We start from the raw sequence: 20,256 nt of genomic DNA, 5'->3' as shown, positions 1-20,256 counted from the left end.
GCTGGTACGGTCACCGCCATGGCTCCTCAGCAAGGCCCCGACCGTGACCGTTCGACAGTGCCGCTGAGGGCGCACAACGCGATCCCGCGTGATCGCGTGCTCGACGCGGCGCGCGACATCGTCGAGGAGGTGGGCCTGCGCGGCTTCACCATGGCGGACCTCGCCCGCCGGGCCGACGTGTCACGGGCGACGCTCTACCGCACCTGGCCCAACGGCGCCGGTGTCGTGGCCGACCTCTTCACCCGCGAGTTCCGCAACGTCATGCAGCTCGCGATGGGGCAGGTCTCGGCACACGACGCCCGGTCGGTGCTCGTCCGCGGTTCGGTCGCGATCGTGCAGCACACCCGGCGACTGCCGTTCTTGCGGCGCGTGATCGAGCTCGACCCGGAGTTCATCGCGACCTACCTCCTCCACCGACGGGGGAGCAGCACCAACGAGCAGACCCAGCTCCTCGAGGACCTGATCCGCGACGGGCAGAGCGACGGGTCGATCCGAGCCGGAGACGCCTCGATCATGGCGGCGGCGGTCCTGCTCGACGCCTGGTCGTTCGTCATCACCGGGCCGGTCTTCGTCGGAGAGGACCGTCTCGACCCGTTGGACGAAGAGCTCCTGCTGATGCTGGACCGCTATCTCAGCCCCTGACGAGTCGACGTGCTCAGAGGTGCTTGTCGATCTCGGACCAGAACGCCTCTCGCAGCTGCCAGCGGGTCTCGGTCTGGAGCACGCGGTAGCGGTCGTCGCTGTGTGCGACGAGGTCGTTCAGGAGGGTCGAGTCGACGTCTCCGGGGATCGTCGGGCGGGTGGCGACGAGGTCGCGGAGGTCGGCCTGGTTCGCTGAGTCCAGCCAGTTGCGGACGACGGTGCGGACGACCTCGGGGATCACCGCGCGCAGGTCCGCGTCAGGGTCGCCACGATTGGCGCCACCTTGTCCTGTGGTGCTGCTGTAGGCCAACGACACGGCGGGCTCCAGGCGCTCGGGCTGGCCCAACGGTGGGGCCGGGTGCAACCGTGCGACGTCCGAGGGCGTCGGGATCCTCAACCGCGGCGTCACGGTCGCGGCCGCTTCACCCACCGCGGCGGCGGGGGCCGGCTCGTCAGCGGGGACCTCGCGCGGTCGCGGTGACGGCGTGATCGCGGTGCGAAGCAGCTCGACGGGGATGCGCTGTCGTCCGTCGACCACCCTGGCGAGGTTCATCGCGGTCGCGTGGATGCCGATGCGCGAGTCGTCGTTGGGCACGTTGAAGAGCGTCACGCGCACGCCGTAGTCCTGCGCCATGTCGACCGCCTCGGTCAGGTCGTCGTCGCCGGAGACGAGGAAGATCTCCGAGACCGCTCCCTGGAGCGCGAGGTTGACGAGATCGAGCGCGATCCTCGTGTCGACGCCCTTCTGAGCGCCTTCGTTGTTGACCCGCCCGAGCCGCAACTTGACGTCGGGCAGCAGCGAGATGAGGTTGTGCTCCTCCGACAGAGCCCGTGCCGCCTGCGCGTTGGCGGCGTCGTACCAGAACACCCGGAGCAGCCGGGTGTCGGTGTTCTCGGCGACCGACGTCTTGATGCCCGTCACCAGCCGTTCCCAGCTCACCGCCACCGCCCGGCGCAGCGAGGTGCCCACGAGTACCTGCGCCGACGAAGCGAGGAGGTATCCGGCGTCGACGAGGATGGCGTGCCGGTCTGATCGCGCGAGCCGACTCATCTGGCCAGGCTAGCCCGACCGTGGGCGAGCCCGCCGACCTCGACGCGCGCCGGGCTCACCCGAGATCAGCTGAGGTAGCCCTCGACCTCGTCGGGCGGACGGACCTTGGCCGTCGAGGGGTCGTCGCCGAACTCCTTCTTGGCCCGTCGCTGCCTCAGGAGGTCCCAGCACTGGTCGAGCTGTGTCTCGAGCTCGCGCAGCCGGGCGAGCTCGGTCTCGGGGTCGGTGTCGCCGCGCTCGCGGCGCTCGCGCAAGTCCTTCTCCTCAGCCACCAGCGAAGAGATCGAGCTGAGGATGTCCTGGTCGGTCGTCATGGAGCCTCCCGTGTCGTCGTGCCCACGGTAGTCCGCCGGGACCTCGGCCGGCGACCGCTAAGGTGTGGGCAGCCAAGGACGAAGGAGCGCACCAGACGTGACCGAGGGACCCACCTCCGGGAATCCGGACGACCCGACGCCGGAGCACACGACGCCGGACCACGAGATCCCGGAGGCGACGCCGCAGCAGAGCCCTGAGGACGAGCACGACAGCCCGACGGCCGAGCAGCCGTCGGTGCCCGCGCAGGGTGACGAGCCTCCGCCGCCGTACGACCCGCCGGCTCCCGGCAACAGCCCGACGGCCGAGCAGCCGTCGGTGCCCGCGCAGGGTGACGAGCCTCCGCCGCCGCCGTACGATCCGCCGGCTCCCGGCGACAGCCCGACGGCCGAGCAGCCGTCGGTGCCCGCGCAGGGTGACGAGCCTCCGCCGCCGCCGTACGATCCGCCGGCTCCCGGCCCGGGAGAGGCGCCGTACGCCCCGCCGCCCGGCCCCGGTCAGCCGCCGTACGCCCCGCCGCCCGGCCCCGGTCAGGCGCCGTACGCCCCGCCGCCCGGCTACGGCCAGCCGCCGTACGGACCGCCGTACGGACCGCCGCAGGGAGCGCCGCAGCAGCAACCGCCCTACGGCGCTCCGTACGGCTACGCGCCGGAGGCCAAGAGCAAGCTCGTGGCCGGTCTGCTCGGCATCCTGCTCGGTGGCTTCGGTATCCACCGCTTCTATCTCGGCTTCACGACCATCGGCGTGGTCCAGATCGTGGTCACCATCATCACGTGTGGCCTCGGCGCGATCTGGGGCTTCGTCGAAGGCATCTTGTACCTCGTCGGTGCCAACGGCTGGACGACGGACGCCTCCGGGCGCCCGCTCAAGGAGTGAGGGTGAGAGGCCGATCCATCGGGCGTCGGGCGACGGGCGCACTCGGCGCGCTCGTCCTCGGTGCCGTCCTCGTCGCGTGCGGCGGCTCGGACGAGGGTGACCCGAGCGGGTGCCTCGGTTCCGCCAACGGCGGCACGGTCGTCGTGCAGGGGACCAACACGCCCCTGGTCGACGGCGTGAGTGCGGGCGTGGGCTCGATCGACGTCGACCCGGACGAGGCGACGGCGATCCTCACGGTGTCGGAGAGCCAGGAGCCGGCTGGTGTGCGGTCGGTTCCGGTGACCGTCGGCACCACGTTCACGGCCGCCGGCAAGCAGCTCGCCGTCGTGCAGATCTGTCGCGGCTCGGTCACGGTGGACATCACCGCCTGACCCGTGCCGCACCGCTGACAGCGACGTGCGCCCCGACCTCGTGAGAGGGCGGGGCGCACGTGCGTGTGGTCTCGGGCGACGTCAGGCCTTGTCGCCGAACATGATCTCGTCCCACGACGGGACGCGACGTCGTTCGCGTCGCCGGGGTGCGCGCTTGCGCGGCTGCTCACCTGCCGGGTCGTCGTCCGGCGCGCCGGCCTCGGGGACCTCTCCGTCGGGTACGGCCGTCTGCCCGGCCGCGCGCTCGACCTCGGGCTCGCTCTCCCTCGGCGCCGCGTCGGGGGCGTCGCCGTGGCCGCCGCGCTCTCGGGTCGCGTCCTGGCGCGCGGCCACCGCGGCGGCGTCACGCTCCTCGGCGGCGTCGAGCTCGAGCGTGGGCTCTCCGTCGTCGACGCCCGGGATGTCGCTGAGACTCAGCTGCTCGTCGGCCCGCTCGCTCGCCGCTGCGGCGCGCCGTGCGCGAGCCTGCCGCAACGACGTGACGCGCGGGTCCGACTCGAGCTCCACCACGTCGACCTGACGCGTGACGGCGTCGGCGATCGCGGTGTCGCTGGCGTCGGGGACGTCCCCGACCAGCTCGCGCCCGCCCGCATCCTCCGCGAACGTGTAGCGCCCCGCGGGGTCGAAGACGTAGTCGGCGGTGATCCCGCCCGCTCGTACGGTGACCGTCCAGCGGGCGTCGTCGCGCCGGTAGGAGTCCCACGCCGCCGACTCGGGGTCGAGCCCGCGTCCGCGCAGCGTCGTGTCCACCGACTCGCCGAGGGTCAGTGCGTTCGACTGGGCGTGCTTTCGACGGACCGTCGCCTTGCGGGCGCGCTCGGCCATGTGCTCTCGCTCCGCGAGCACGGGGTGGGCATAACCCATGATCCGGTCGACGGGGAGCTCTGCTGCTGCTGCCACCTCCTCCGGCGACTCGCCCCGGCGGATCCGGGCCTGGATGTCTCGCGGACGCAGTGCACTGTCCATCGCTATCTCCAACTGGCCGAGTCGTGCCCGGTCGTTCCTGAGGGTGGCGCGCAACCGGTCGTCGGCAGGGATGCGGAACAGCTCACCGACCGGGCCGCGAAGAACCACGTACCTCTGGTCCTCGCTCAGCCCCACCACGGTGAGGTCTCGCATGTCGTTGCCTCCGCCCTTCGCGCCTCGTACCAGCCCCAGTGTCGACTGCTTGCCCGGTCAATCCAAGCAAGCGCGCCGAGCGCGCGGTCGACCGCACCCCGCTAACGTCGTCTCGTGGCCACCAACTACGTCGTCGTCGATCTCGTCGGGATCGCCGCATTCGCCCTCTCGGGAGCGCTGGTGGCGGTCCGCAAGCCGCTGGACATCTTCGGGGTCCTCGTCCTGGCGGGGGCGACGGGGCTCGGCGGCGGCTTCCTCCGTGACGTCCTCATCGGGGCCACCCCACCGGCCTCCCTCATGGACTGGCGCTACCTCATGGTCCCGGTCGTGGCGGGACTCATTGCGTTCCGGTTCCATCCCGTGCTCGGTCGGCTCGAGAGCAAGATCGCCGTCTTCGACGCCGCCGGCATGGGGCTGTTCTGCGTCACCGGTGCGGTGAAGTCGCTCGACTACGGTCTCGAGCCGGTGGCGGCGTGCCTGATGGGCATGGTCACCGCGATCGGGGGCGGTGTGATCCGTGACCTGCTCGCGGGACGCGTCCCCGTCGTCCTCCGCGAGGAGCTGTACGCGTTCCCGGCCTTGCTGGGCGCGGCGATCGCGGTCACCGCGGTCCAGCTCGACCTGCCGTACGCCTGGGTCGTCCTCCCGGGCGCGCTCTTCGCCTTCGGCTACCGGATGATCGCCCTGCGTCGCGGGTGGCAGGCGCCGCTCCCGTCCGGGATGGACGGCTACTGAGCCGAGCAGAACGGTGCGGTGGCGTCAGCGCGCCGTCCCTGCGGCATCCGCGGGAGCGCCTGCAGCAGGGGCAGGAGGGCGGACGCGTACGCTCCAGGCCCCGCCCACGGCGAGGAAGCCGGCGAGCAGGCACACCAGGTAGCCCCATGAGGGCGCCGTGCTGTCCACCACCCAGCCGGACAGCGCCGCGCCCGGCGCGACCCCGGTCGCGAGACCGGTGGTGAACCATGCGATCCCCTCGGTGAGCCGCTCGCGAGGGACGCCCTGCTCGACGAGACGGGTGCAGGCGACCATGCTGGGCGCGATCGCGAACCCCGAGACGAACAGGGCGACGGCGACCAGCGGGAGCGCCGAGGTCAGCAGCAGCGGGACGAAGCTCACGGTCAGGACCACCGTGGCGATGCGCAGCTGCGCCAGGGAGGACATCCGCGGGGGACGCGCACCGACCAGCAGACCCGCGATCAGGCTTCCCGCGGCCCAGATCGCGAGCAGGACGCCGGACAGCTCCTTGTGGCCCTGGTCCTCGGCCACCGCGACGGTCACCAGCTCGGCGCCTCCGAAGAGCACGCCGAACCCGACGCCGGCGAGCATCAGGGGTGCGAGCAGCCCGAACGGCAGACGTTCGCGCCCGCCCGAAGGATCGTCCCGACGCCGTCGGGACGGAGGCTCGGTACGGCGCTGCACCGCGAGGAGCAGCGACCCTGCCACTCCTGCCACGCCGGCGACCGCCAACCCGACGTAGGGGTTGATGAGGGTGGCGAGGAACGTGACGACGACCGGACCGACGATGAAGACCACCTCGTCGAGCACCGCCTCCAGGGCGAACGCGGTCGGGATCATCGACGGCTCGGCGTTGTGGGTCCACCGCGCCCGGACCATCGAGCCGGCCTGGGGGAGGGCGAAGCCGGCGAGGGCGGCGCACAGGTGGGGGAGCGGCGTGGGCGCCTGGGCGTGGACGGCGAGGAGCCCGAGGGCGAGCCCGAGGCCGAAGAGCGCGCTGGTCGCCGGGAGCACACGGTGCTGGCCGAACCGATCGGTGAGCCGTCCTTGCACCGGGGCGCCGATCGCGTTGGCGATGACGGAGGCGGCCGAGATGGCGCCCGCCTTCGCGTACGACCCGGTCTGCTCCTGCACGAGGAGGACGAGTCCGAGCCCGAGCATGGAGATCGGCAGGCGTGCGAGGAGGGCGGCTGTGCTGAAGGCCGGGGCGCCAGGGACCGCGAGGATCCGGCGGTACGAGTCGAGCACGGTCTTCCTTGGGAGACGTCGTCGAGGTGACGGTGTGGCGGAGGAGATGCCCTCGGGCGCCCCGACCGGGGTCGCACCTGCAGCCTAACCGTCGACTTGGAAGGATGGCGGCATGGATGGACCCGCGCCCGACACCCGCCCGTACGATGCGTTCCTGCTCGTCTCGTTCGGAGGGCCCGAGAAGCCCGACGACGTCGTCCCGTTCCTCGAGAACGTCACTCGCGGGCGGGGGATCCCGCGCGAGCGGCTGGTCGAGGTCGGTGAGCACTACTTCTCGTTCGGTGGCCGATCGCCGATCAACGACCAGAATCGAGACCTGGTCGCGGTTCTGCAGCTCGAGCTGCGCTCGCACGGCATCGAGCTCCCCGTCTACTGGGGCAACCGCAACTGGGACCCGTACCTCACCGACACGCTCACCCAGATGCGTGACGACGGTGTCGAACGCGCGGTGTGCCTGTTCACCAGCGCCTACACCTCGTACTCCGGCTGCCGTCAGTACCGCGAGAACCTGTACGACGCGACCGTCGCGGTCGGTGACGGCGCCCCCCGGCTCGACCGGGTCCGGCACTACTTCAACCACCCGGGCTTCGTGGCTCCGTTCGTCGGCGGCGCGGTGGGCGCGATCGATCAGCTCGGTCGTGAGGGGTTCGACACCGCGGCGACCCGGCTGGTCTTCGTCACTCACTCGATCCCGGACGCCATGAACGCGGCGAGCGGTCGCTTCGTCTGCGACGGGGAGACACGTGGGGGAGAGGCGTACGTGCGCGAGCACCGGGACGTCGCCGCCCAGGTGGCAGCCGGCGTGGCGGAGAGCACTGGCGTCGAGCGGGCGTACGACCTCGTCTACTGCTCGCGGTCGGGCTCCCCCGAGGTGCCGTGGCTGGAGCCGGACGTCAACGACCACCTCCGGGCTCTGGCGGCCGACGGGGTGGCGTCGGTCGTCCTGGTGCCCATCGGCTTCGTCTCCGACCACATGGAGGTCGTCTACGACCTCGACACCGAGGCCAGGGAGACCGCCGAGGAGCTCGGTCTGGGCTTCGCGCGGGTTCCGACGCCGGGCGTCGACGCCCGGTTCGTCACCGCGATCCGCGAGCTGATCGTCGAGCGGGCGGCCCTGGCGCGCGACGAGGAGCCCGAGCAGAGCGTGGTGGGTGAGCTGCCGCCGAGCTGGACGGTCTGCCCCGCCGGCTGCTGTGCGAACCTCCGCGACCCGCAGCGTCCGGCCCTGCTCGGCTCGGACTCGTGACGCGCCCGTCCGGGGAGGTCCTTGCCACGCTGGCCCTGACCGCCTCGCGCGCCGCGGCGGCGTACGCCCGCACCGCCCGTCCGGCGGGACGGGTCGAGGTCGCCGCGACCAAGTCGAGCCCGACCGATCCCGTCACGGAGATCGATCGCGCGACCGAGCGACTCATCCGTGACCACATCGCGGCCGACCGGCCTGGCGACACCATCCTGGGCGAGGAGGGCGGGGAGGCCCTCGCTGGCGAGACGGGCCCGGCAGGAGACACCGGAGTGCGGTGGATCGTCGACCCGATCGACGGCACGGTCAACTTCGTCTACGGCCTGCCCCAGTCCGCCGTCGCGGTCGCTGCGGAGATCGACGGGGTCGTCGAGGCGGCCTGCGTGATCGACATCACCACCGGGCACGAGTACACCGCCGTGCGGGGCGAGGGTGCCTACCTCCGGGAGAGCCCGGCGCGGCCTTCGGTCCGACTGAGGTCGGTGGCCCCTCCTTCGGCGTCCCAGGCGCTCGTGGCGACCGGGTTCAACTACGTCCCGGAGGTCCGGGCCCGTCAGGCGAGCGCGGTGGCGCGGATGCTGCTGGAGATCCGTGACATCCGTCGCATGGGATCGGCCGCGCTCGACCTGTGCGCGCTCGCTGCCGGACGGTTCGACGCCTACGTCGAGCAGGGTCTGGCTCCCTGGGACATCGCCGCGGGTGGCCTGATCGCCCGGGAATCCGGGGTTGTCGTCTCCGGTCTCGACGGGCCGCCGGACGCGCGGCTCGTCGTGGCCGCACCGGAAGCCTTCGCTGAGGAATTTATGCGGCTCGTCCGCGCTTGTGGCTTTTGAGTTGGGTAGCGCTGATCCGTGTGGCACAATCTGCGCGGCCTGCACGTTATTGAAATGGGATGAATCCGGCCGCTCGGAGGCCCGGATGTGAGAGTCGAAGAGGAGGGTTCATGGCGACTGATTACGACGCTCCTCGGAAGACCGAAGAAGAGCAGTCGGAAGACAGCATCGAAGAGCTCAAGGCCCGCCGCCACGAGAAGAACTCGGGCAAGGTGGACGAGGACGAGGTCGAGGCCGCGGAGTCGTTCGAGCTCCCCGGTGCAGATCTGTCCCACGAGGAGCTCTCGGTCCAGGTTCTTCCGAAGCAGTCGGACGAGTTCACCTGCAGCTCGTGCTTCCTGGTGCACCACCGCAGCCAGCTCGCCCGCGAGAAGGGCAAGCAGCTGATCTGCGTCGACTGCGCCTGAGGCAGTCGCTCGCCGGCATCACGACAGGCTGCCGGCAGCGTCGATGCATGCGAACGACAACGCCCCCGCACCGCACCAGCGGTCGGGGGCGTCGCCGTACCCAGGGGACTGTGCTGCCTCAGGACCTCAGGCCTTGGGGCGCTTCACACCGGGCGGGAGATCTCCGGTCGAGCGCACCCAGTAGTTGACCGCCTGGCGGTTGAGGACCACCTTGATGAGGCCGGCACTCGCCCCTGCCAGGACCGCCCAGGCCACGGCCTCGCGGGTCGCCATCGCCGGATCACGCGACATGTCGTCGGTGGGAGGCTTGCGACCGGTCGCGGCACGCCAGACGAGGGCGGCCGCCTGGGTGGCGATGACACCGGCGGCCACGGTCGCCGTGCGGTCCAGCAGCTTCCAGGCCGCCTTGCCCGACCCCTTCTTGGACTTCTTGCCCTTGGCGGTCGGGGCCTTCTTCGTGCTGCGCGCCACGGTCTTCCTTCCCTTCGTCACGGTCGTACGGAGCCGTCTGGCCCACACGTTATCCGTTCGTCACGGGTCGCAGGTCCGGGCGTGGCGGGTCCGCGCGTCAGCCGCGGGCGCGACGTGCGCTGAGCGCGTCGGCGAGCTCGTGAGGGTGGCGGGTGCCGATCAACCAGTACGGAGTGGGGTCGCGCGAGTCGGTCACCTGGACCTGGACTGCGGTGGCGATGTAGGGCCGGAGGAGGAAGAACGCGCGGGCGTCGGCCTGAGGGCCGTGCAGCGCGCGGGTCTGGGCGGCGTCGAGGGCGGTGACCTCGCCGCAGTAGACCAGCGGCAGGCGAGCCGCCCCGGCGCGCAGGTGGACGTTGGAGACCTCGACGACGGCCCGGCCGTACTGGACGAGACCCGCCGCGACGGCGGCCCCGGCGACCGCGCCCGCGCCGAGCGCCACCCACATCGGCGTGGCGAGCACGAAGATCCACCAGACGATCACGGTGAGGCCGGCACCGGCCAGCCACCACGAGACCGGGACGCTGAGATGCTCGCGGTACGACGGCGCGTCGGCCTCACGGGTCATGCCCCCAGGTTGCCATGCCCGCACGGGCGGTCCGCCCGGTAGGGTCCTCGTTCATGCTCGAGGTGATGCTGACCCGTCTGGACCCGTCGATCCCGCTGCCGTCCTACGCCCATCCCGGGGACGCGGGGGCAGACCTCTGCACGACCGTCGACCTGACGCTCCAGCCGGGAGAACGCGCGCTCGTCCCGACGGGGATCGCGATCGCTGTCCCGGTCGGGTACGTGGCGCTCGTGCACCCTCGCTCGGGACTCGCCGCCCGGGCAGGACTGTCCATCGTGAACGCTCCGGGGACCGTCGACGCGGGGTACCGTGGCGAGATCAAGGTGTGCCTGGTCAACCTCGACCAGAGCGAGGCCATCGTGCTCGCTCGGGGCGACCGGATCGCCCAGCTGGTGCTCCAGAAGGTCGAGCGGGCGGAGTTCCGTGTCGTCGACGCCCTCCCCGAGTCGGCACGGGGTGACGGGGGGTACGGTTCGACGGGCGGGTTCGCCGTGGCCTCGGGGTCGTGACAACGACCGGGCACGCGAGGAGCCGACCAAGCAGACAGACGAGAGGAGCGCGGTGATGTTCGGTCGTCGCAAGAAGGCGCACGGCGACGCCGCCGCGGAGTCCGCCGAGGTTTCCGAGGCGACCGCGCAGCCGCAGGAGCCCACGTCCGAGACGCCGGAGGAACCGGAGACGGCCGTTCCGGCCTACGACCGGTCGTCCGGACCATGGGACGCCTCCGAGCGGGAGGTTCCCGAGGACGACCCCACCTACGTCGATGTCGGCGCGATGATCGTGCACGGCCGCGTGGGGCTCGACATCCAGATTCCGACCGACCCCGAGTCCGGTGTCGCCACGTCCGTCGTGGCGATGGGGGAGGGCAGCGCGGTCGAGCTGCGGGCCTTCGCCGCGCCCCGCCACGCGGGGCTCTGGGACGAGATCCGCCCCGAGATCGTCGCCGAGGTCGAGCGTGTCGGCGGCAAGGTCGAGGAGGTCGACTCGTCGTTCGGTCGCGAGCTGCGGGTCGAGGTGCCGGTGCAGGCGCCCGACGGCCGCCAAGGCGTCCAGGCCAGCCGCATCATCGGTGTGGACGGTCCGCGATGGCTGCTGCGTGCCACCTTCATGGGCACGTTGGGCGAGACGTCCGATCCGGACAGCCTCCTCGAGCAGACCGTCCGCGACCTGATCATCGTCCGGGGTGACGTCCCGATGCCCCCTCGTGAGCAGATCCCCGTGGTCGTCCCCTCGGGTGCTGTCCGTGCCGAGTCGCCGACCCGCGAGGCCTGAGGCGAGGCGGCGCGACCGCGCGCGGCCTACGCTGGGACCATGACGAGCACCACCGGCACACTGTGGAGCCGCGCGCGTGAGCGGATGAGCGGCTTCGCCGAGCGCGCGGACGACGCCGAGCTGCGCGTGGAGGCCGTCGAGGCGGGGTGCCTGCCCCTGTGCGACCAGCGCGCGGGCGATGTCGTCACCGCCCACGGCGAGCTGCGTACGGTCACCTTCCGTCCCCAGTCGGAGTCCCGGGCGCTCGAGGCGGTGCTCTACGACGGCTCCGGCTCCCTGACCCTCGTCTGGCTCGGCCGCAAGCGGGTGCCCGGCATCGAGGTCGGGCGCGTGCTGACGGCGACCGGACGGTTAGGTCTGCGCGAGGGTGGCCGTGTCATCTACAACCCCCGATACGAGCTGAGTCGATGACCGGTCAGACCGCGGGACCCGCCGAGCGTCCCGATGCCCACGTCACCGTCGAGCAGGTCGTGCGGGCGCAGCTCGCCAAGGCGCTCGGTGGCGTCCGAGGCATGCTCGAGGCCGCGGTGCCGACCATCGGCTTCACGGCGAGCTGGCTCATCACCCGCGACCTCAAGCTGGCGCTCGGGATCAGTGTCGGCCTCGCGGTCGTGCTGCTGGTCGCCCGCGTGGTCCAGCGCAGCACCACGCAGTTCGTCCTCAACTCGCTGTTCGGGATCGGCATCGCCGCGATCTTCGCGCTCCGCTCCGGCGAGGCGCGAGACGCCTTCCTGCCGGGCGTCATCTACAACGGCGCGTACGGCGCGGTGCTCCTGCTCACCGTCGTCGTCGGGTGGCCGCTGGTCGGCTTCCTCGTCGGCAGCGTCACGGGCGATCCCACCGCCTGGCACCGCGACCGTGCGCTGACGCGGCTCTGCTCGCGTCTCACGCTGATCCTCGCGATCCCGTGCCTCTTGCGCGTCGCGGTGCAGTACCCGCTGTGGGTCGGCGACCACGTGGCGCTGCTCGGCACCGCCAAGATCGTGATGGGGTGGCCGCTCCAGCTCGCTGCGCTCGGCGCGATGGCGTACCTGCTCGGCCGCAACCACACGCCCACCGCCGATCCCGAGGCGGCCGGCAAGCTCTTGTCGCGCGAGGCGCTCGAGATCCAGCCGAAGCTCCAGCCGCGCGACTGACCGTCACCCCTCGCCCGGGTCGCCCTGGTGCTCGCTGGGCGCGAGCAGGTGCTCGAGCGCGCGCTCGGAGTCGATCGCCGCGACGAACAGCAGCTCGTCGCCGGTCTCGAGGCTGCGGTCGGGCTCGGGCACCTGCACGCTCTTGCTCCGAAGGATCGCCACCAGCACCGCGTCGCGCGGCCACGGGACGTCGCCGACCCGGACCCCGACGTACGGGGAGTCCTCGGGCATGGTCAGCTCGACGAGGCTGGCGTTGGACCCGCGCAGGGAGAACAGACGCACGAGGTCGCCGACGGTCACCGCCTCTTCGACCAGGGCGGACATCATCCGCGGCGTCGAGACCGCGATGTCGACTCCCCACGACCCGCTGAAGAGCCACTCGTTGTCGGGGTGGTTCACGCGGGCGACCGTGCGGTCCACGCCGAACTCCGTCTTGGCGAGCAGGGACACGACGAGGTTGGCCTTGTCGTCGCCCGTCGCGGCGATGACCACGTCGAACTGCTCGAGCTGCGCGGTCTCCAGCGCCGAGAGCTCGCACGCGTCGGCGAGGATCCACTCGGCCTCGGGGACCGCGTGCGAGCGGATCGCTCGCGGGTTGCGGTCGATGAGGAGGATCTCGTGCCCGTTCTCCAGGAGCTCGGTGGCGACCGAGCGTCCGACGGCACCGGCACCGGCGATGGCGACCTTCATGACTCGTCCTCTCGGGGGCCCAGCTCGAGGGCGCTGAAGACGTCCGCAGAGTCGGGGATGGCAGAGAACAGCTGGACGACGTCACCGTCCTGGAGGACCGTGGCGCCGGTCGGGATCAGCCCTTTGCCGAAGCGCGCGAGACTCGCGACCCGCCCTCCGGTGGCCTTCTCGAGGGCGTCGACGGTCCGGCCGACCCACTTCGCCTGCACGGGAACCTGGTCGGCGCGCACCTCGCCGCTGGGGTCGCGGTAGACGGGGTCGTGGCCCGCAGGCAGCAGGCGACGGAGCACCTGGTCGGCGGCCCAGGTGACGGTCGCGACCGTGGGGACGCCGAGGCGCTCGTAGACCTCGGCGCGTCCGGGGTCGTAGATGCGGGCGACGATGGTGTCGACGCCGAACTGCTCGCGGGCGACGCGTGCCGAGATGATGTTGGAGTTGTCGCCGGACGACACGGCGGCGAAGGCGTGCGCCCGCTCGATCCCGGCTCGTTGCAGGACGTCGCGGTCGAAGCCGAGGCCCGTCACGGTCAGACCCGAGAACGAGGGCCCGAGGCGGCGGAACGCGTCGGCGTCGCTGTCGATGACGGCCAGCGAGTGACCGCGCTCTTCGAGGCGCTGCGCGAGGGTCGAGCCGACGCGGCCGCACCCCATGATGACGATGTGCACGCGACGACGCTACACCGCGCGGGCGGGGCCGAGCGCAGGCCGGGAGGGACAGGTCTACGATCCTCAGAGTGGGGATGGCCGAGCTGGGCAAGCGCATGTTCCTCGGGCGCAAGCTGCGCAGTACGCAGCTCGACGAGACGTTGCTTCCAAAGCGCATCGCGCTGCCCGTCTTCGCGAGCGACGCGCTGTCCTCGGTGGCGTACGCGCCGGACGAGATCTTCCTCGTCCTGTCGATGGGCGGGCTGTCTGCGTACGCGTTCAACTGGAAGATCGGCCTCGCCGTCGCGGTGGTGATGCTGACGGTGGTCGCGTCCTATCGGCAGAACGTCCGTGCCTACCCCAGCGGTGGCGGCGACTACGAGGTGGCGACGGTCAACCTGGGGCCGCGCGCGGGCGTGACGGTGGCCTCGGCGCTGATGGTGGACTACGTCCTCACCGTGGCGGTCTCGATCTCCTCGGGCGTCCAGAACGCCACCGCGGCGCTGCCCTGGCTCAACGGGCACGAGGCGCTGGCGGCGTCGGTGCTGGTGCTCCTCCTCATCGCGGTCAACCTGCGCGGACTGCGCGAGTCGGGGGCCGCCTTCGCGATCCCGTCCTACCTCTTCATGGCCTCGATCATCGGCATGGCGCTGTGGGGCTTCGCCCGCTACGCCCTCGGTGACCTCCCCAAGGTCGCGAGCGCAGACCTCGAGCTCGCCGCGGAGGAGCCGTACCTCGGGGCGGTCTCGGCGGTCGCGATGACGTTCCTGGTCGCCCGTGCGTTCTCGTCGGGCTGCGCGGCGCTGACCGGTGTCGAGGCGATCAGCAACGGCGTCCCCGCGTTCCGCCGACCGAAGAGCAAGAACGCCGCGACCACCCTCGCGCTGCTCGGCGTCATCTCGGTCACGATGCTGATGAGCATCGTCGTGCTCGCCGACCTGACCCATCTGCGATTCGCCGAGGACCCCGCGACGCAGCTGACCCGCGACGGCGTGCCGGTCGGCGACTCCTACGTCCAGGACACGGTGATCGGTCAGCTGGCGGCGGCGGTGTACGACAACGCGCAGCCGCTCTTCTACCTCACGGTCGCCACGACCGGCATCATCCTGGTCCTCGCCGCGAACACGGCGTTCAACGGGTTCCCCGTGCTCGGCTCGGTGCTCGCGCGCGACGGACACCTCCCGCGGCAGCTCGACACCCGTGGCGACCGGCTCTCGTTCAGCAACGGCATCGTGCTCCTGGGGCTCGCCGCGATCGTCCTGATCCTGGCCTTCGACGCCCAGGTGACCCGCCTGATCCAGCTCTACATCGTCGGCGTCTTCGTCTCGTTCACCCTCAGCCAGCTGGGCATGCTCCGGCACTGGGGCCGGCATCTCCGGACCGAGACCGATCCCGCCGAGCGGCGCCGGATGAAGCGGTCGCGCTCGGTCAACATGTTCGGGCTGGCGATGACGGCCACCGTGCTCGTGATCGTCCTCGTCACCAAGTTCTTCGCCGGAGCGTGGATCGCGATCTCGGCGATGGTGGTGCTCTACGTCCTCATGCGCGGCATCCGGCGCCACTACGACGAGGTGGCCGACGAGCTCGCGATCGAGGAGTCCGACGTGACCCTGCCGTCGCGCGTGCACGCGATCGTGCTCGTGGGTCGCCTCCACAAGCCGGTCATGCGTGCGCTCGCCTACGCGCGGGTCTCACGGCCCGACGCGCTGGAGGCGATCACCGTCGACCTGGACCCTGCTGCGACCACGCGGCTCACCGAGCAGTGGGACGCCCTTGACATCCCCGTGCCGCTGGTCGTCATCGGGTCGCCGTACCGCGAGCTGGTCCGGCCGGTGATCAAGTACGTCAAGGAGCTGCGCCGGGCGAGCCCGCGCGACATCGTCATGGTCTACGTCCCCGAGTACGTGGTCGGCCGGTGGTACGAGCAGATCCTCCACAACCAGACCGCGCTCCGGCTCAAGAGCCGCCTGCTGTTCACCCCCGGCGTGGTCGTGACGAGCGTGCCCTACCTCCTGCAGTCGGCCAAGCAGCGCGGTCCGGAGCGCGTACGCCCCGTGCCGGGCGAGGTGCGCCAGGGACGGACCTTCAACGAGCGCCGGAAGCCGTGACCTGGGCGGCATGCGTCACCCTGGAGGCATGAGCACCCAGGCAGACGCGACCGACGACCTGACCGGGACCCGGGTGGAGCTCGACATCGGGGCGGTCGCTCACGGCGGGCACTGCGTCGCCCGGTGGGACGGCCGCGTGGTGTTCGTCCGGCACACCCTGCCCGGCGAGCGGGTGGTCGCAGAGATCACCGAGGGCGCCGCGGGCGCGAGATTCCTCCGCGCGGACGCGGTGGAGGTCCTCGAGGCGGCGCCGGGGCGGGTCGAGCCCAGGTGTCCGGTGTCCGGGCCGGGCCTGTGCGGTGGGTGCGACTTCCAGCACGTGGACCTCGGTGTCCAGCGCGATTTGCTGGGCGCCGTCGTGAGCGAGCAGCTGAGCCGGCTGGCCGGCATCGAGCGGGATGTCGTGGTCCGTCCGCCGTTGTCCGACACCGCCGCCGACGGACTCGGGTGGCGGACTCGCGTGACGTTCGCCGCCGATCCTCACGGGCACCTCGGACTGCGCAAGCACCGCTCGCACGAGGTGATCCCGCTCGAGGACTGCCCGATCGCGTCCCCTGCCCTGCCGCGGGTGCTCGACACCCCGTGGCCGGCGTCGCGGGTGACAGCGGTGGCCGGGTCCACTGGCGACAGGTTCGTGGCGGCGTACGACGTCACGGGGGAGCTGCCTGACGTCGACGCCGTCGGCCTGATGGCCGACGGCCACCGGGTCCGTGGACGGGGATGGGTCCGCGAGGAGGTCGACGGCCGCGAGTTCCGGGTCGGTGGTGCCGGTTTCTGGCAGGTGCACCCGCAGGCGGCCGCCACACTGGTCGACGCCGTCCGGCGAGCGGTAGAGGCCAGGCCGGGGGAGACGATGGCCGATCTGTACGCGGGCGTCGGCCTCTTCACCGCGTTCCTCGCCGAGGAGGTGGGGTCGTCGGGCACCGTGATCAGCGTCGAGGGAGACCCGCGGGCGTCACGCGACGCACGCCGCAACCTGCACGGGCTACCGCAGGCCAGGGTCGTCAACGGCGACGTCGAGCAGGCGCTTCGGCGTGGCGAGGTGGGGGAGCGGGCGGACGTGGTGGTGCTCGACCCGCCGCGGACCGGTGCCCGTGCCCGCGTCGTCCGTCGGATCGCGGCACTCGGCCCGAGGCGGGTCGTCTACGTCGCCTGCGACCCGGCGGCGTTGGCCCGTGACGTCAAGACGTTCGGCGAGGAGGGCTACGTGCTCGGGTCGCTCGAGGCGTACGCGTTGTTCCCGATGACTCACCATGTGGAGTGTGTTGCGGTCCTCGACCGCGCGTCGTGAGGAGTGTCCTGAGGAGGGTGCCCCCCGCGCACGAGAGACTTCGCGGGTGACCTACGCCGACCCCACCCGTTGCCCGAGCTGCGGCACCGTTGCGAGCGGCTCGCCGCGATGCCCCCGTTGCTCCGTCCAGCTCCGCGGCGAGCGCCCGCTCGCCCTCCTCCGCCTGCTGAGCGAGGCCGACACGGTGCTCCGAGAGCTGCAGGACGAGGCGGCCGTCTGGCGAGCTCAGCAGGCTGCCGCCCGACCGCCGGTGGAGCCACCGAGGGCTGCCCCCGCCGGGGGACCGCCGGTAGCGACGCCCGGCCGTCCGCCAGCGGGCGCGTCCCGACGCTGGACGGTGGGCGGCACCCTTCTCGCCCTGGGCGCGCTGTGCCTTGTCGTGGCGGCGTTCGTGTTCATCGCCGTGACGTGGGGACGGGTCGGCCTCACCGGTCGCACCCTGATCCTGCTGGCGTTCACCGCGGTCGCCTGCGGGTCGGCGGTGTGGCTGACGACTCGCCGGCTCCGCGCCTCGGCCGAGACGATGTGGACGGTCACGGGAGTCCTCGCGGCCGTCGACGCCGGTGCAGCGATGTCGGCCGGCCTGCTCGGTCTCGACGAGCTGGACGGCGCCGCGGTGGTCGTCGGGTTCGGGGCCGTCCTGGCCGGTGTCGGTGCCGTGGTGGCCGTCTGGTCGCGCCGATGGATGCCGACCCTCGTCTCGGCCCAGCTGGGTGTGGCGATCGGTGCCGTCTCGGCGGCAGTCGCGCTGGTGCTGCTGATGGAGGTGGACCTGCGCTGGACGCTGACCCCGGTGGCCGCCCTCGTGATCCTGCTCGCGGTGGTGTGCTGGCGCGGCGCACTCCTGGTGGCTGCCTGGGTGACCGCGCTCGGGGGAGCGTCGATGCTGGGGCTCGCCGCGCTGTGGATCGTGACAGGCGTCGCCCTCTCCCCGACCTTCTCCACCCGCTGGTCCGAGGGAGATGCTCCTGCCGCGCTGCTGCACGGCGTCCTCGTGGTGGCCCTCTCGGTCGTGGTCTCGCACGCGTTCTCCGGGCACGTCGCTCGGCTGGCCGTCTCCTTGGTCCGCGGCGTCGCAGGGTTCGACCTCGCGGTGTGCGTCGCCGCTGTCTTCCTCCTCGTCGGCGAGCAGGTGCCGCCCGAGGTGGCGTCCACGACCTGGATCGCGGTGCCCCTGGTGCTGGCCGGCGCGGGCCTCCTGCACGCGCGCTGGTCGCGAGGATGGGAGACCGGCGTCCGCGCCGCACTGGCGGTCGGCGTGCTTCCTCTGCTCATCGGGGTCGTCGTCGCAGGAGTGGGTGCGCTGTCCGCGGTGAGCGACTCGTGGTTGCCGGGGTGGTCCACCGACGTTGGTCTTCGCCTGGCGGCCGACTCCGGGCTGTCGCCCGGCCGGGCGTTCGCGCTGTGGCTCGGAGCCGCGGGCGTCGCCTGTGTCGTGGCGTGGTGGCCGCAGCCGTCGTCGACGCGGCCCCAGCGCGTCGCGCTGCTGGCGACCGCCGCACTGCTGGCGGTGGCAGGAGCCGCGGTGCTGGTCGTCCTGCTGGACGCGCCGGTCGTCGTTCTGGCTCTCGGGCAGCTCGTCGTCGCCGGGGGAGCGGCGGTCTTGTGGATGCTCCTCCGGGAGGACTCGGGCGCATCGGTCGTGGCTGCCGCGACGGCCCTGCTCTGGACTGCCGCGGCCGCGCTGGCTCCGATCGGATCGGCTCCGGCCGCGACGCTCACGTGGACGGCCGCGGCCGCGGCCGCGATCGTCGTCGCCGCGACGGCGTTGGCTCTGCGACCGCGCAGTGCTCAACGGGACGCAGGGGTGGCGGCGGCCGTTGGTGTCGCCGGAGTGCTCGGTGTCGCGGCCGCCGTCGGCTGGGCGGACGTCGCCGGCGCCGACGCGAGGGTGCTGGCGCTGGTCGCCGCGGGCCTCGCGGCGGTGCTGCTCCTCGGCAGCGCCGTACCCCGCCTCCCCGCGCCGGTACGCCTGGCGGTCGAGGTGGTGGCGCCGATGGCCGGGCTGGTCTCCGTGGGCTTCGCCGCGTGGGTCGGGACGGCGTGGTCCAGCCTCGTCCTCACCATCGTGGGGGTGGCCATGACGACGGTCGGCCTGCTGCGTGCGGACCGGCGGATCTACGCACCGACGGGTGCCGCTCTGCTCGGCCTGGCCTACGTCCTTCGGCTGGTCGCCTCCGACATCGGGGTCGTCGAGGCCTACACGCTGCCGTTCGGGATCGTCCTGCTCGCGGTCGGTGCCGTTCTCGTCGTACGCGACGCCGCGCGCTCGAGCGACGTCCTCTGGCCGGGGCTGACGCTCGCCCTGCTGCCGAGCCTTCCCCAGGCACTGGGCGATCCCGCCTCGCTGCGAGGGCTGCTTCTGGCCCTGGCCGCGGTGGGGGTCCTCGCCGCCGGAGCGTCGCTGCGGTGGCGTGCACCGTTCGTGATCGGCGGCGCGCTGACGACGGTGCTTGTGGTCCGTTGGGCCGGGCCGTTCGTCGGTGACCTCCCGCGGTGGCTTCCGCCCGGTGTGGTGGGAGTCGGCCTGGTCCTCGCCGGGGCGACGTGGGAGGCCCGGGTCCGTGACGCGCGCGCCGTGGTGGCATACGTCCAGCGACTTCGGTGACAGGAGGCATTGCCCGTGAGCGTCGTCACATGCTTGGATACGGGCACCTGCACCGAGCACGGAGCAGGCTGGCGGCGTCGGGTGACCCGGCGACGAGCGGGGGGCGGACGGATGCAGATCGTCGAGCTGACACGTGAGCACGCCGACGACGTCGCGACCTGGAGCTACCTCGAGCCACAGGGTTGTTACGACCTGACCGGCATGCACCCTCGACGCTTCGCCGATCTCTCGCAGGGGTTCTGGGCCCTCCTGCACGAGGGACGGTTCATCGGCTACCGGTGCTACGGCGCCCAGGCGCGGGTCCCGGGTTACGACTACGACGACGACGCCCTCGACACCGCCGGTGGGCTGCGCCCCGAGCTGACGGGCCAGGGGCTCGGACAGGCGGCGATGGCGGTCGGCCTGGAGTTCGCCCGAGAGCGCTTCGCGCCCGCCGCCTTCCGGGTGACGGTGACCGAGTTCAACGTCCGAGCGCTCAAGGTGGTCGACGCTCTCGGGTTCGTGCCGATCGACAAGTTCGAGTCTCCTGACGACGGGCACACCTACGTCGTTCTCGTCTGTCGAGACTGACGCGCCGGCCCGGGCGCCGAGGGCACGCTCGTCTCGTTCGCCCTGCGTGGCCGACGTTTGATAC

At 72.0% G+C, this 20,256-nt stretch carries 23 protein-coding genes; 15 read left to right on the top strand and 8 right to left on the bottom strand.

From position 1 onward, the window contains the following. Positions 1-18: 18 nt before the first annotated feature. Positions 19-642, top strand: a complete 624-nt coding sequence (locus KV097_RS04995; protein ID WP_220341508.1) for a TetR/AcrR family transcriptional regulator — start codon at positions 19-21, stop codon at positions 640-642. Between the two features lie 13 nt (positions 643-655). On the opposite strand, the gene KV097_RS04990 is transcribed toward KV097_RS04995, so the two are convergent. Both KV097_RS04990 and KV097_RS04985 read right to left on the bottom strand, forming a co-directional pair. Continuing rightward, complete coding sequence (locus tag KV097_RS04990; protein ID WP_220341509.1) at positions 656-1,693, bottom strand: NYN domain-containing protein; 1,038 nt, start codon at positions 1,691-1,693, stop codon at positions 656-658. A gap of 65 nt (positions 1,694-1,758) precedes the next feature. Continuing rightward, on the bottom strand, positions 1,759-2,007 hold the full coding sequence (locus tag KV097_RS04985) for a DUF2630 family protein (protein WP_220341510.1): 249 nt from the start codon (positions 2,005-2,007) through the stop codon (positions 1,759-1,761). A 97-nt stretch (positions 2,008-2,104) separates the two neighbouring features. Here KV097_RS04985 and KV097_RS19670 point away from each other — a divergent pair, with 97 nt between their 5' ends. Then, on the top strand, positions 2,105-2,881 hold the full coding sequence (locus KV097_RS19670) for a TM2 domain-containing protein (protein WP_308289347.1): 777 nt from the start codon (positions 2,105-2,107) through the stop codon (positions 2,879-2,881). Between the two features lie 2 nt (positions 2,882-2,883). After that, complete coding sequence (locus tag KV097_RS04975; protein ID WP_220365232.1) at positions 2,884-3,252, top strand: hypothetical protein; 369 nt, start codon at positions 2,884-2,886, stop codon at positions 3,250-3,252. Between the two features lie 81 nt (positions 3,253-3,333). On the opposite strand, the gene sepH is transcribed toward KV097_RS04975, so the two are convergent. Then, positions 3,334-4,371, bottom strand: a complete 1,038-nt coding sequence (gene sepH / locus KV097_RS04970) for a septation protein SepH (protein WP_220365231.1) — start codon at positions 4,369-4,371, stop codon at positions 3,334-3,336. A 114-nt stretch (positions 4,372-4,485) separates the two neighbouring features. Here sepH and KV097_RS04965 point away from each other — a divergent pair, with 114 nt between their 5' ends. Beyond that, a complete protein-coding gene (locus KV097_RS04965) occupies positions 4,486-5,106 on the top strand; it encodes a trimeric intracellular cation channel family protein (protein ID WP_220341513.1) in 621 nt (206 codons plus the stop codon). A gap of 24 nt (positions 5,107-5,130) precedes the next feature. Here the strand turns inward: KV097_RS04965 and KV097_RS04960 are convergent, their stop codons facing one another. Beyond that, positions 5,131-6,354 (bottom strand): MFS transporter, encoded by a 1,224-nt coding sequence (locus KV097_RS04960; RefSeq protein WP_220341514.1) that lies wholly within the window; start codon positions 6,352-6,354, stop codon positions 5,131-5,133. 112 nt (positions 6,355-6,466) lie between these two features. Here KV097_RS04960 and KV097_RS04955 point away from each other — a divergent pair, with 112 nt between their 5' ends. The 3 genes from KV097_RS04955 (at position 6,467) to KV097_RS04945 (ending at position 8,834) form a co-directional block, all read left to right on the top strand. Further along, on the top strand, positions 6,467-7,600 hold the full coding sequence (locus tag KV097_RS04955; protein ID WP_220341515.1) for a ferrochelatase: 1,134 nt from the start codon (positions 6,467-6,469) through the stop codon (positions 7,598-7,600). After that, entirely contained in the window at positions 7,597-8,427 is an 831-nt protein-coding gene (locus KV097_RS04950) for an inositol monophosphatase family protein (RefSeq protein WP_220341516.1), read from the top strand. The genes KV097_RS04955 and KV097_RS04950 overlap by 4 nt, the downstream gene beginning before the upstream one ends. A 110-nt stretch (positions 8,428-8,537) precedes the next feature. Next, positions 8,538-8,834, top strand: a complete 297-nt coding sequence (locus KV097_RS04945) for a DUF4193 domain-containing protein (protein ID WP_220341517.1) — start codon at positions 8,538-8,540, stop codon at positions 8,832-8,834. Between the two features lie 126 nt (positions 8,835-8,960). Here the strand turns inward: KV097_RS04945 and KV097_RS04940 are convergent, their stop codons facing one another. Continuing rightward, positions 8,961-9,305: a DUF4235 domain-containing protein gene (locus KV097_RS04940; protein ID WP_220341518.1), complete on the bottom strand. Its 345-nt coding sequence runs from the start codon at positions 9,303-9,305 to the stop codon at positions 8,961-8,963. A 97-nt stretch (positions 9,306-9,402) separates the two neighbouring features. Further along, a complete protein-coding gene (locus KV097_RS04935) occupies positions 9,403-9,873 on the bottom strand; it encodes a DUF3093 domain-containing protein (RefSeq protein ID WP_220345002.1) in 471 nt (156 codons plus the stop codon). Between the two features lie 53 nt (positions 9,874-9,926). Here KV097_RS04935 and dut point away from each other — a divergent pair, with 53 nt between their 5' ends. Genes dut through KV097_RS04915 form a run of 4 tightly spaced genes read left to right on the top strand, consistent with a single transcriptional unit; the run spans position 9,927 to position 12,281 of the window. After that, the gene (gene dut, locus KV097_RS04930) at positions 9,927-10,382 is read left to right on the top strand and encodes a dUTP diphosphatase (RefSeq protein WP_220341520.1); all 456 of its coding nucleotides are present in this window, start codon (positions 9,927-9,929) and stop codon (positions 10,380-10,382) included. A gap of 55 nt (positions 10,383-10,437) precedes the next feature. Continuing rightward, the gene (locus tag KV097_RS04925; protein ID WP_220365230.1) at positions 10,438-11,145 is read left to right on the top strand and encodes a DUF3710 domain-containing protein; all 708 of its coding nucleotides are present in this window, start codon (positions 10,438-10,440) and stop codon (positions 11,143-11,145) included. Positions 11,146-11,184: 39 nt separating this feature from the next. Beyond that, a complete protein-coding gene (locus KV097_RS04920; RefSeq protein ID WP_220345005.1) occupies positions 11,185-11,556 on the top strand; it encodes an OB-fold nucleic acid binding domain-containing protein in 372 nt (123 codons plus the stop codon). Then, a complete protein-coding gene (locus KV097_RS04915) occupies positions 11,553-12,281 on the top strand; it encodes a DUF3159 domain-containing protein (protein ID WP_220341523.1) in 729 nt (242 codons plus the stop codon). Before KV097_RS04920 ends, KV097_RS04915 begins: the two co-directional genes overlap by 4 nt. A gap of 3 nt (positions 12,282-12,284) precedes the next feature. Here the strand turns inward: KV097_RS04915 and KV097_RS04910 are convergent, their stop codons facing one another. Next, positions 12,285-12,971 carry a TrkA family potassium uptake protein gene (locus tag KV097_RS04910; RefSeq protein WP_220341524.1) on the bottom strand — a complete coding sequence of 229 codons (687 nt, stop codon included), beginning with the start codon at positions 12,969-12,971 and terminating at the stop codon, positions 12,285-12,287. Then, complete coding sequence (locus KV097_RS04905) at positions 12,968-13,621, bottom strand: TrkA family potassium uptake protein (RefSeq protein ID WP_220346217.1); 654 nt, start codon at positions 13,619-13,621, stop codon at positions 12,968-12,970. The genes KV097_RS04910 and KV097_RS04905 overlap by 4 nt, the downstream gene beginning before the upstream one ends. 89 nt (positions 13,622-13,710) lie before the next feature. On the opposite strand from KV097_RS04905, the gene KV097_RS04900 reads away from it, so the two are divergent. The 4 genes from KV097_RS04900 to KV097_RS04885 are packed head-to-tail and all read left to right on the top strand — an operon-like array spanning position 13,711 to position 20,192. After that, positions 13,711-15,723, top strand: a complete 2,013-nt coding sequence (locus KV097_RS04900) for an APC family permease (protein ID WP_220342485.1) — start codon at positions 13,711-13,713, stop codon at positions 15,721-15,723. Positions 15,724-15,751: 28 nt separating this feature from the next. Continuing rightward, positions 15,752-17,014: a class I SAM-dependent RNA methyltransferase gene (locus KV097_RS04895; RefSeq protein WP_220365229.1), complete on the top strand. Its 1,263-nt coding sequence runs from the start codon at positions 15,752-15,754 to the stop codon at positions 17,012-17,014. A 46-nt stretch (positions 17,015-17,060) separates the two neighbouring features. Further along, positions 17,061-19,622, top strand: a complete 2,562-nt coding sequence (locus KV097_RS04890) for an SCO7613 C-terminal domain-containing membrane protein (protein WP_220365228.1) — start codon at positions 17,061-17,063, stop codon at positions 19,620-19,622. A 15-nt stretch (positions 19,623-19,637) separates the two neighbouring features. Next, a complete protein-coding gene (locus tag KV097_RS04885; protein WP_220341527.1) occupies positions 19,638-20,192 on the top strand; it encodes a GNAT family N-acetyltransferase in 555 nt (184 codons plus the stop codon). The last annotated feature ends 64 nt before the right edge of the window (positions 20,193-20,256 follow it).

The sequence above is a fragment of the Mumia sp. zg.B17 genome, assembly GCF_019550915.1.
Classification (GTDB): domain Bacteria; phylum Actinomycetota; class Actinomycetes; order Propionibacteriales; family Nocardioidaceae; genus Mumia.
This window is presented reverse-complemented; position numbering and strand designations above follow the sequence as displayed.

Coding starts and splice junctions, on each gene's coding strand:
- KV097_RS04905 (WP_220346217.1), bottom strand. CDS start 13,621: ATGGGGTGCGGCCGCGTCGGCTCGACCCTCGCGCAGCGCCTCGAAGAG.
- KV097_RS04915 (WP_220341523.1), top strand. CDS start 11,553: ATGACCGGTCAGACCGCGGGACCCGCCGAGCGTCCCGATGCCCACGTC.
- KV097_RS04900 (WP_220342485.1), top strand. CDS start 13,711: ATGGCCGAGCTGGGCAAGCGCATGTTCCTCGGGCGCAAGCTGCGCAGT.
- sepH (WP_220365231.1), bottom strand. CDS start 4,371: ATGCGAGACCTCACCGTGGTGGGGCTGAGCGAGGACCAGAGGTACGTG.
- KV097_RS04925 (WP_220365230.1), top strand. CDS start 10,438: ATGTTCGGTCGTCGCAAGAAGGCGCACGGCGACGCCGCCGCGGAGTCC.
- KV097_RS04985 (WP_220341510.1), bottom strand. CDS start 2,007: ATGACGACCGACCAGGACATCCTCAGCTCGATCTCTTCGCTGGTGGCT.
- KV097_RS04945 (WP_220341517.1), top strand. CDS start 8,538: ATGGCGACTGATTACGACGCTCCTCGGAAGACCGAAGAAGAGCAGTCG.
- KV097_RS04995 (WP_220341508.1), top strand. CDS start 19: ATGGCTCCTCAGCAAGGCCCCGACCGTGACCGTTCGACAGTGCCGCTG.
- KV097_RS04920 (WP_220345005.1), top strand. CDS start 11,185: ATGACGAGCACCACCGGCACACTGTGGAGCCGCGCGCGTGAGCGGATG.
- dut (WP_220341520.1), top strand. CDS start 9,927: ATGCTCGAGGTGATGCTGACCCGTCTGGACCCGTCGATCCCGCTGCCG.
- KV097_RS04990 (WP_220341509.1), bottom strand. CDS start 1,693: ATGAGTCGGCTCGCGCGATCAGACCGGCACGCCATCCTCGTCGACGCC.
- KV097_RS04910 (WP_220341524.1), bottom strand. CDS start 12,971: ATGAAGGTCGCCATCGCCGGTGCCGGTGCCGTCGGACGCTCGGTCGCC.
- KV097_RS04895 (WP_220365229.1), top strand. CDS start 15,752: ATGAGCACCCAGGCAGACGCGACCGACGACCTGACCGGGACCCGGGTG.
- KV097_RS04935 (WP_220345002.1), bottom strand. CDS start 9,873: ATGACCCGTGAGGCCGACGCGCCGTCGTACCGCGAGCATCTCAGCGTC.
- KV097_RS04955 (WP_220341515.1), top strand. CDS start 6,467: ATGGATGGACCCGCGCCCGACACCCGCCCGTACGATGCGTTCCTGCTC.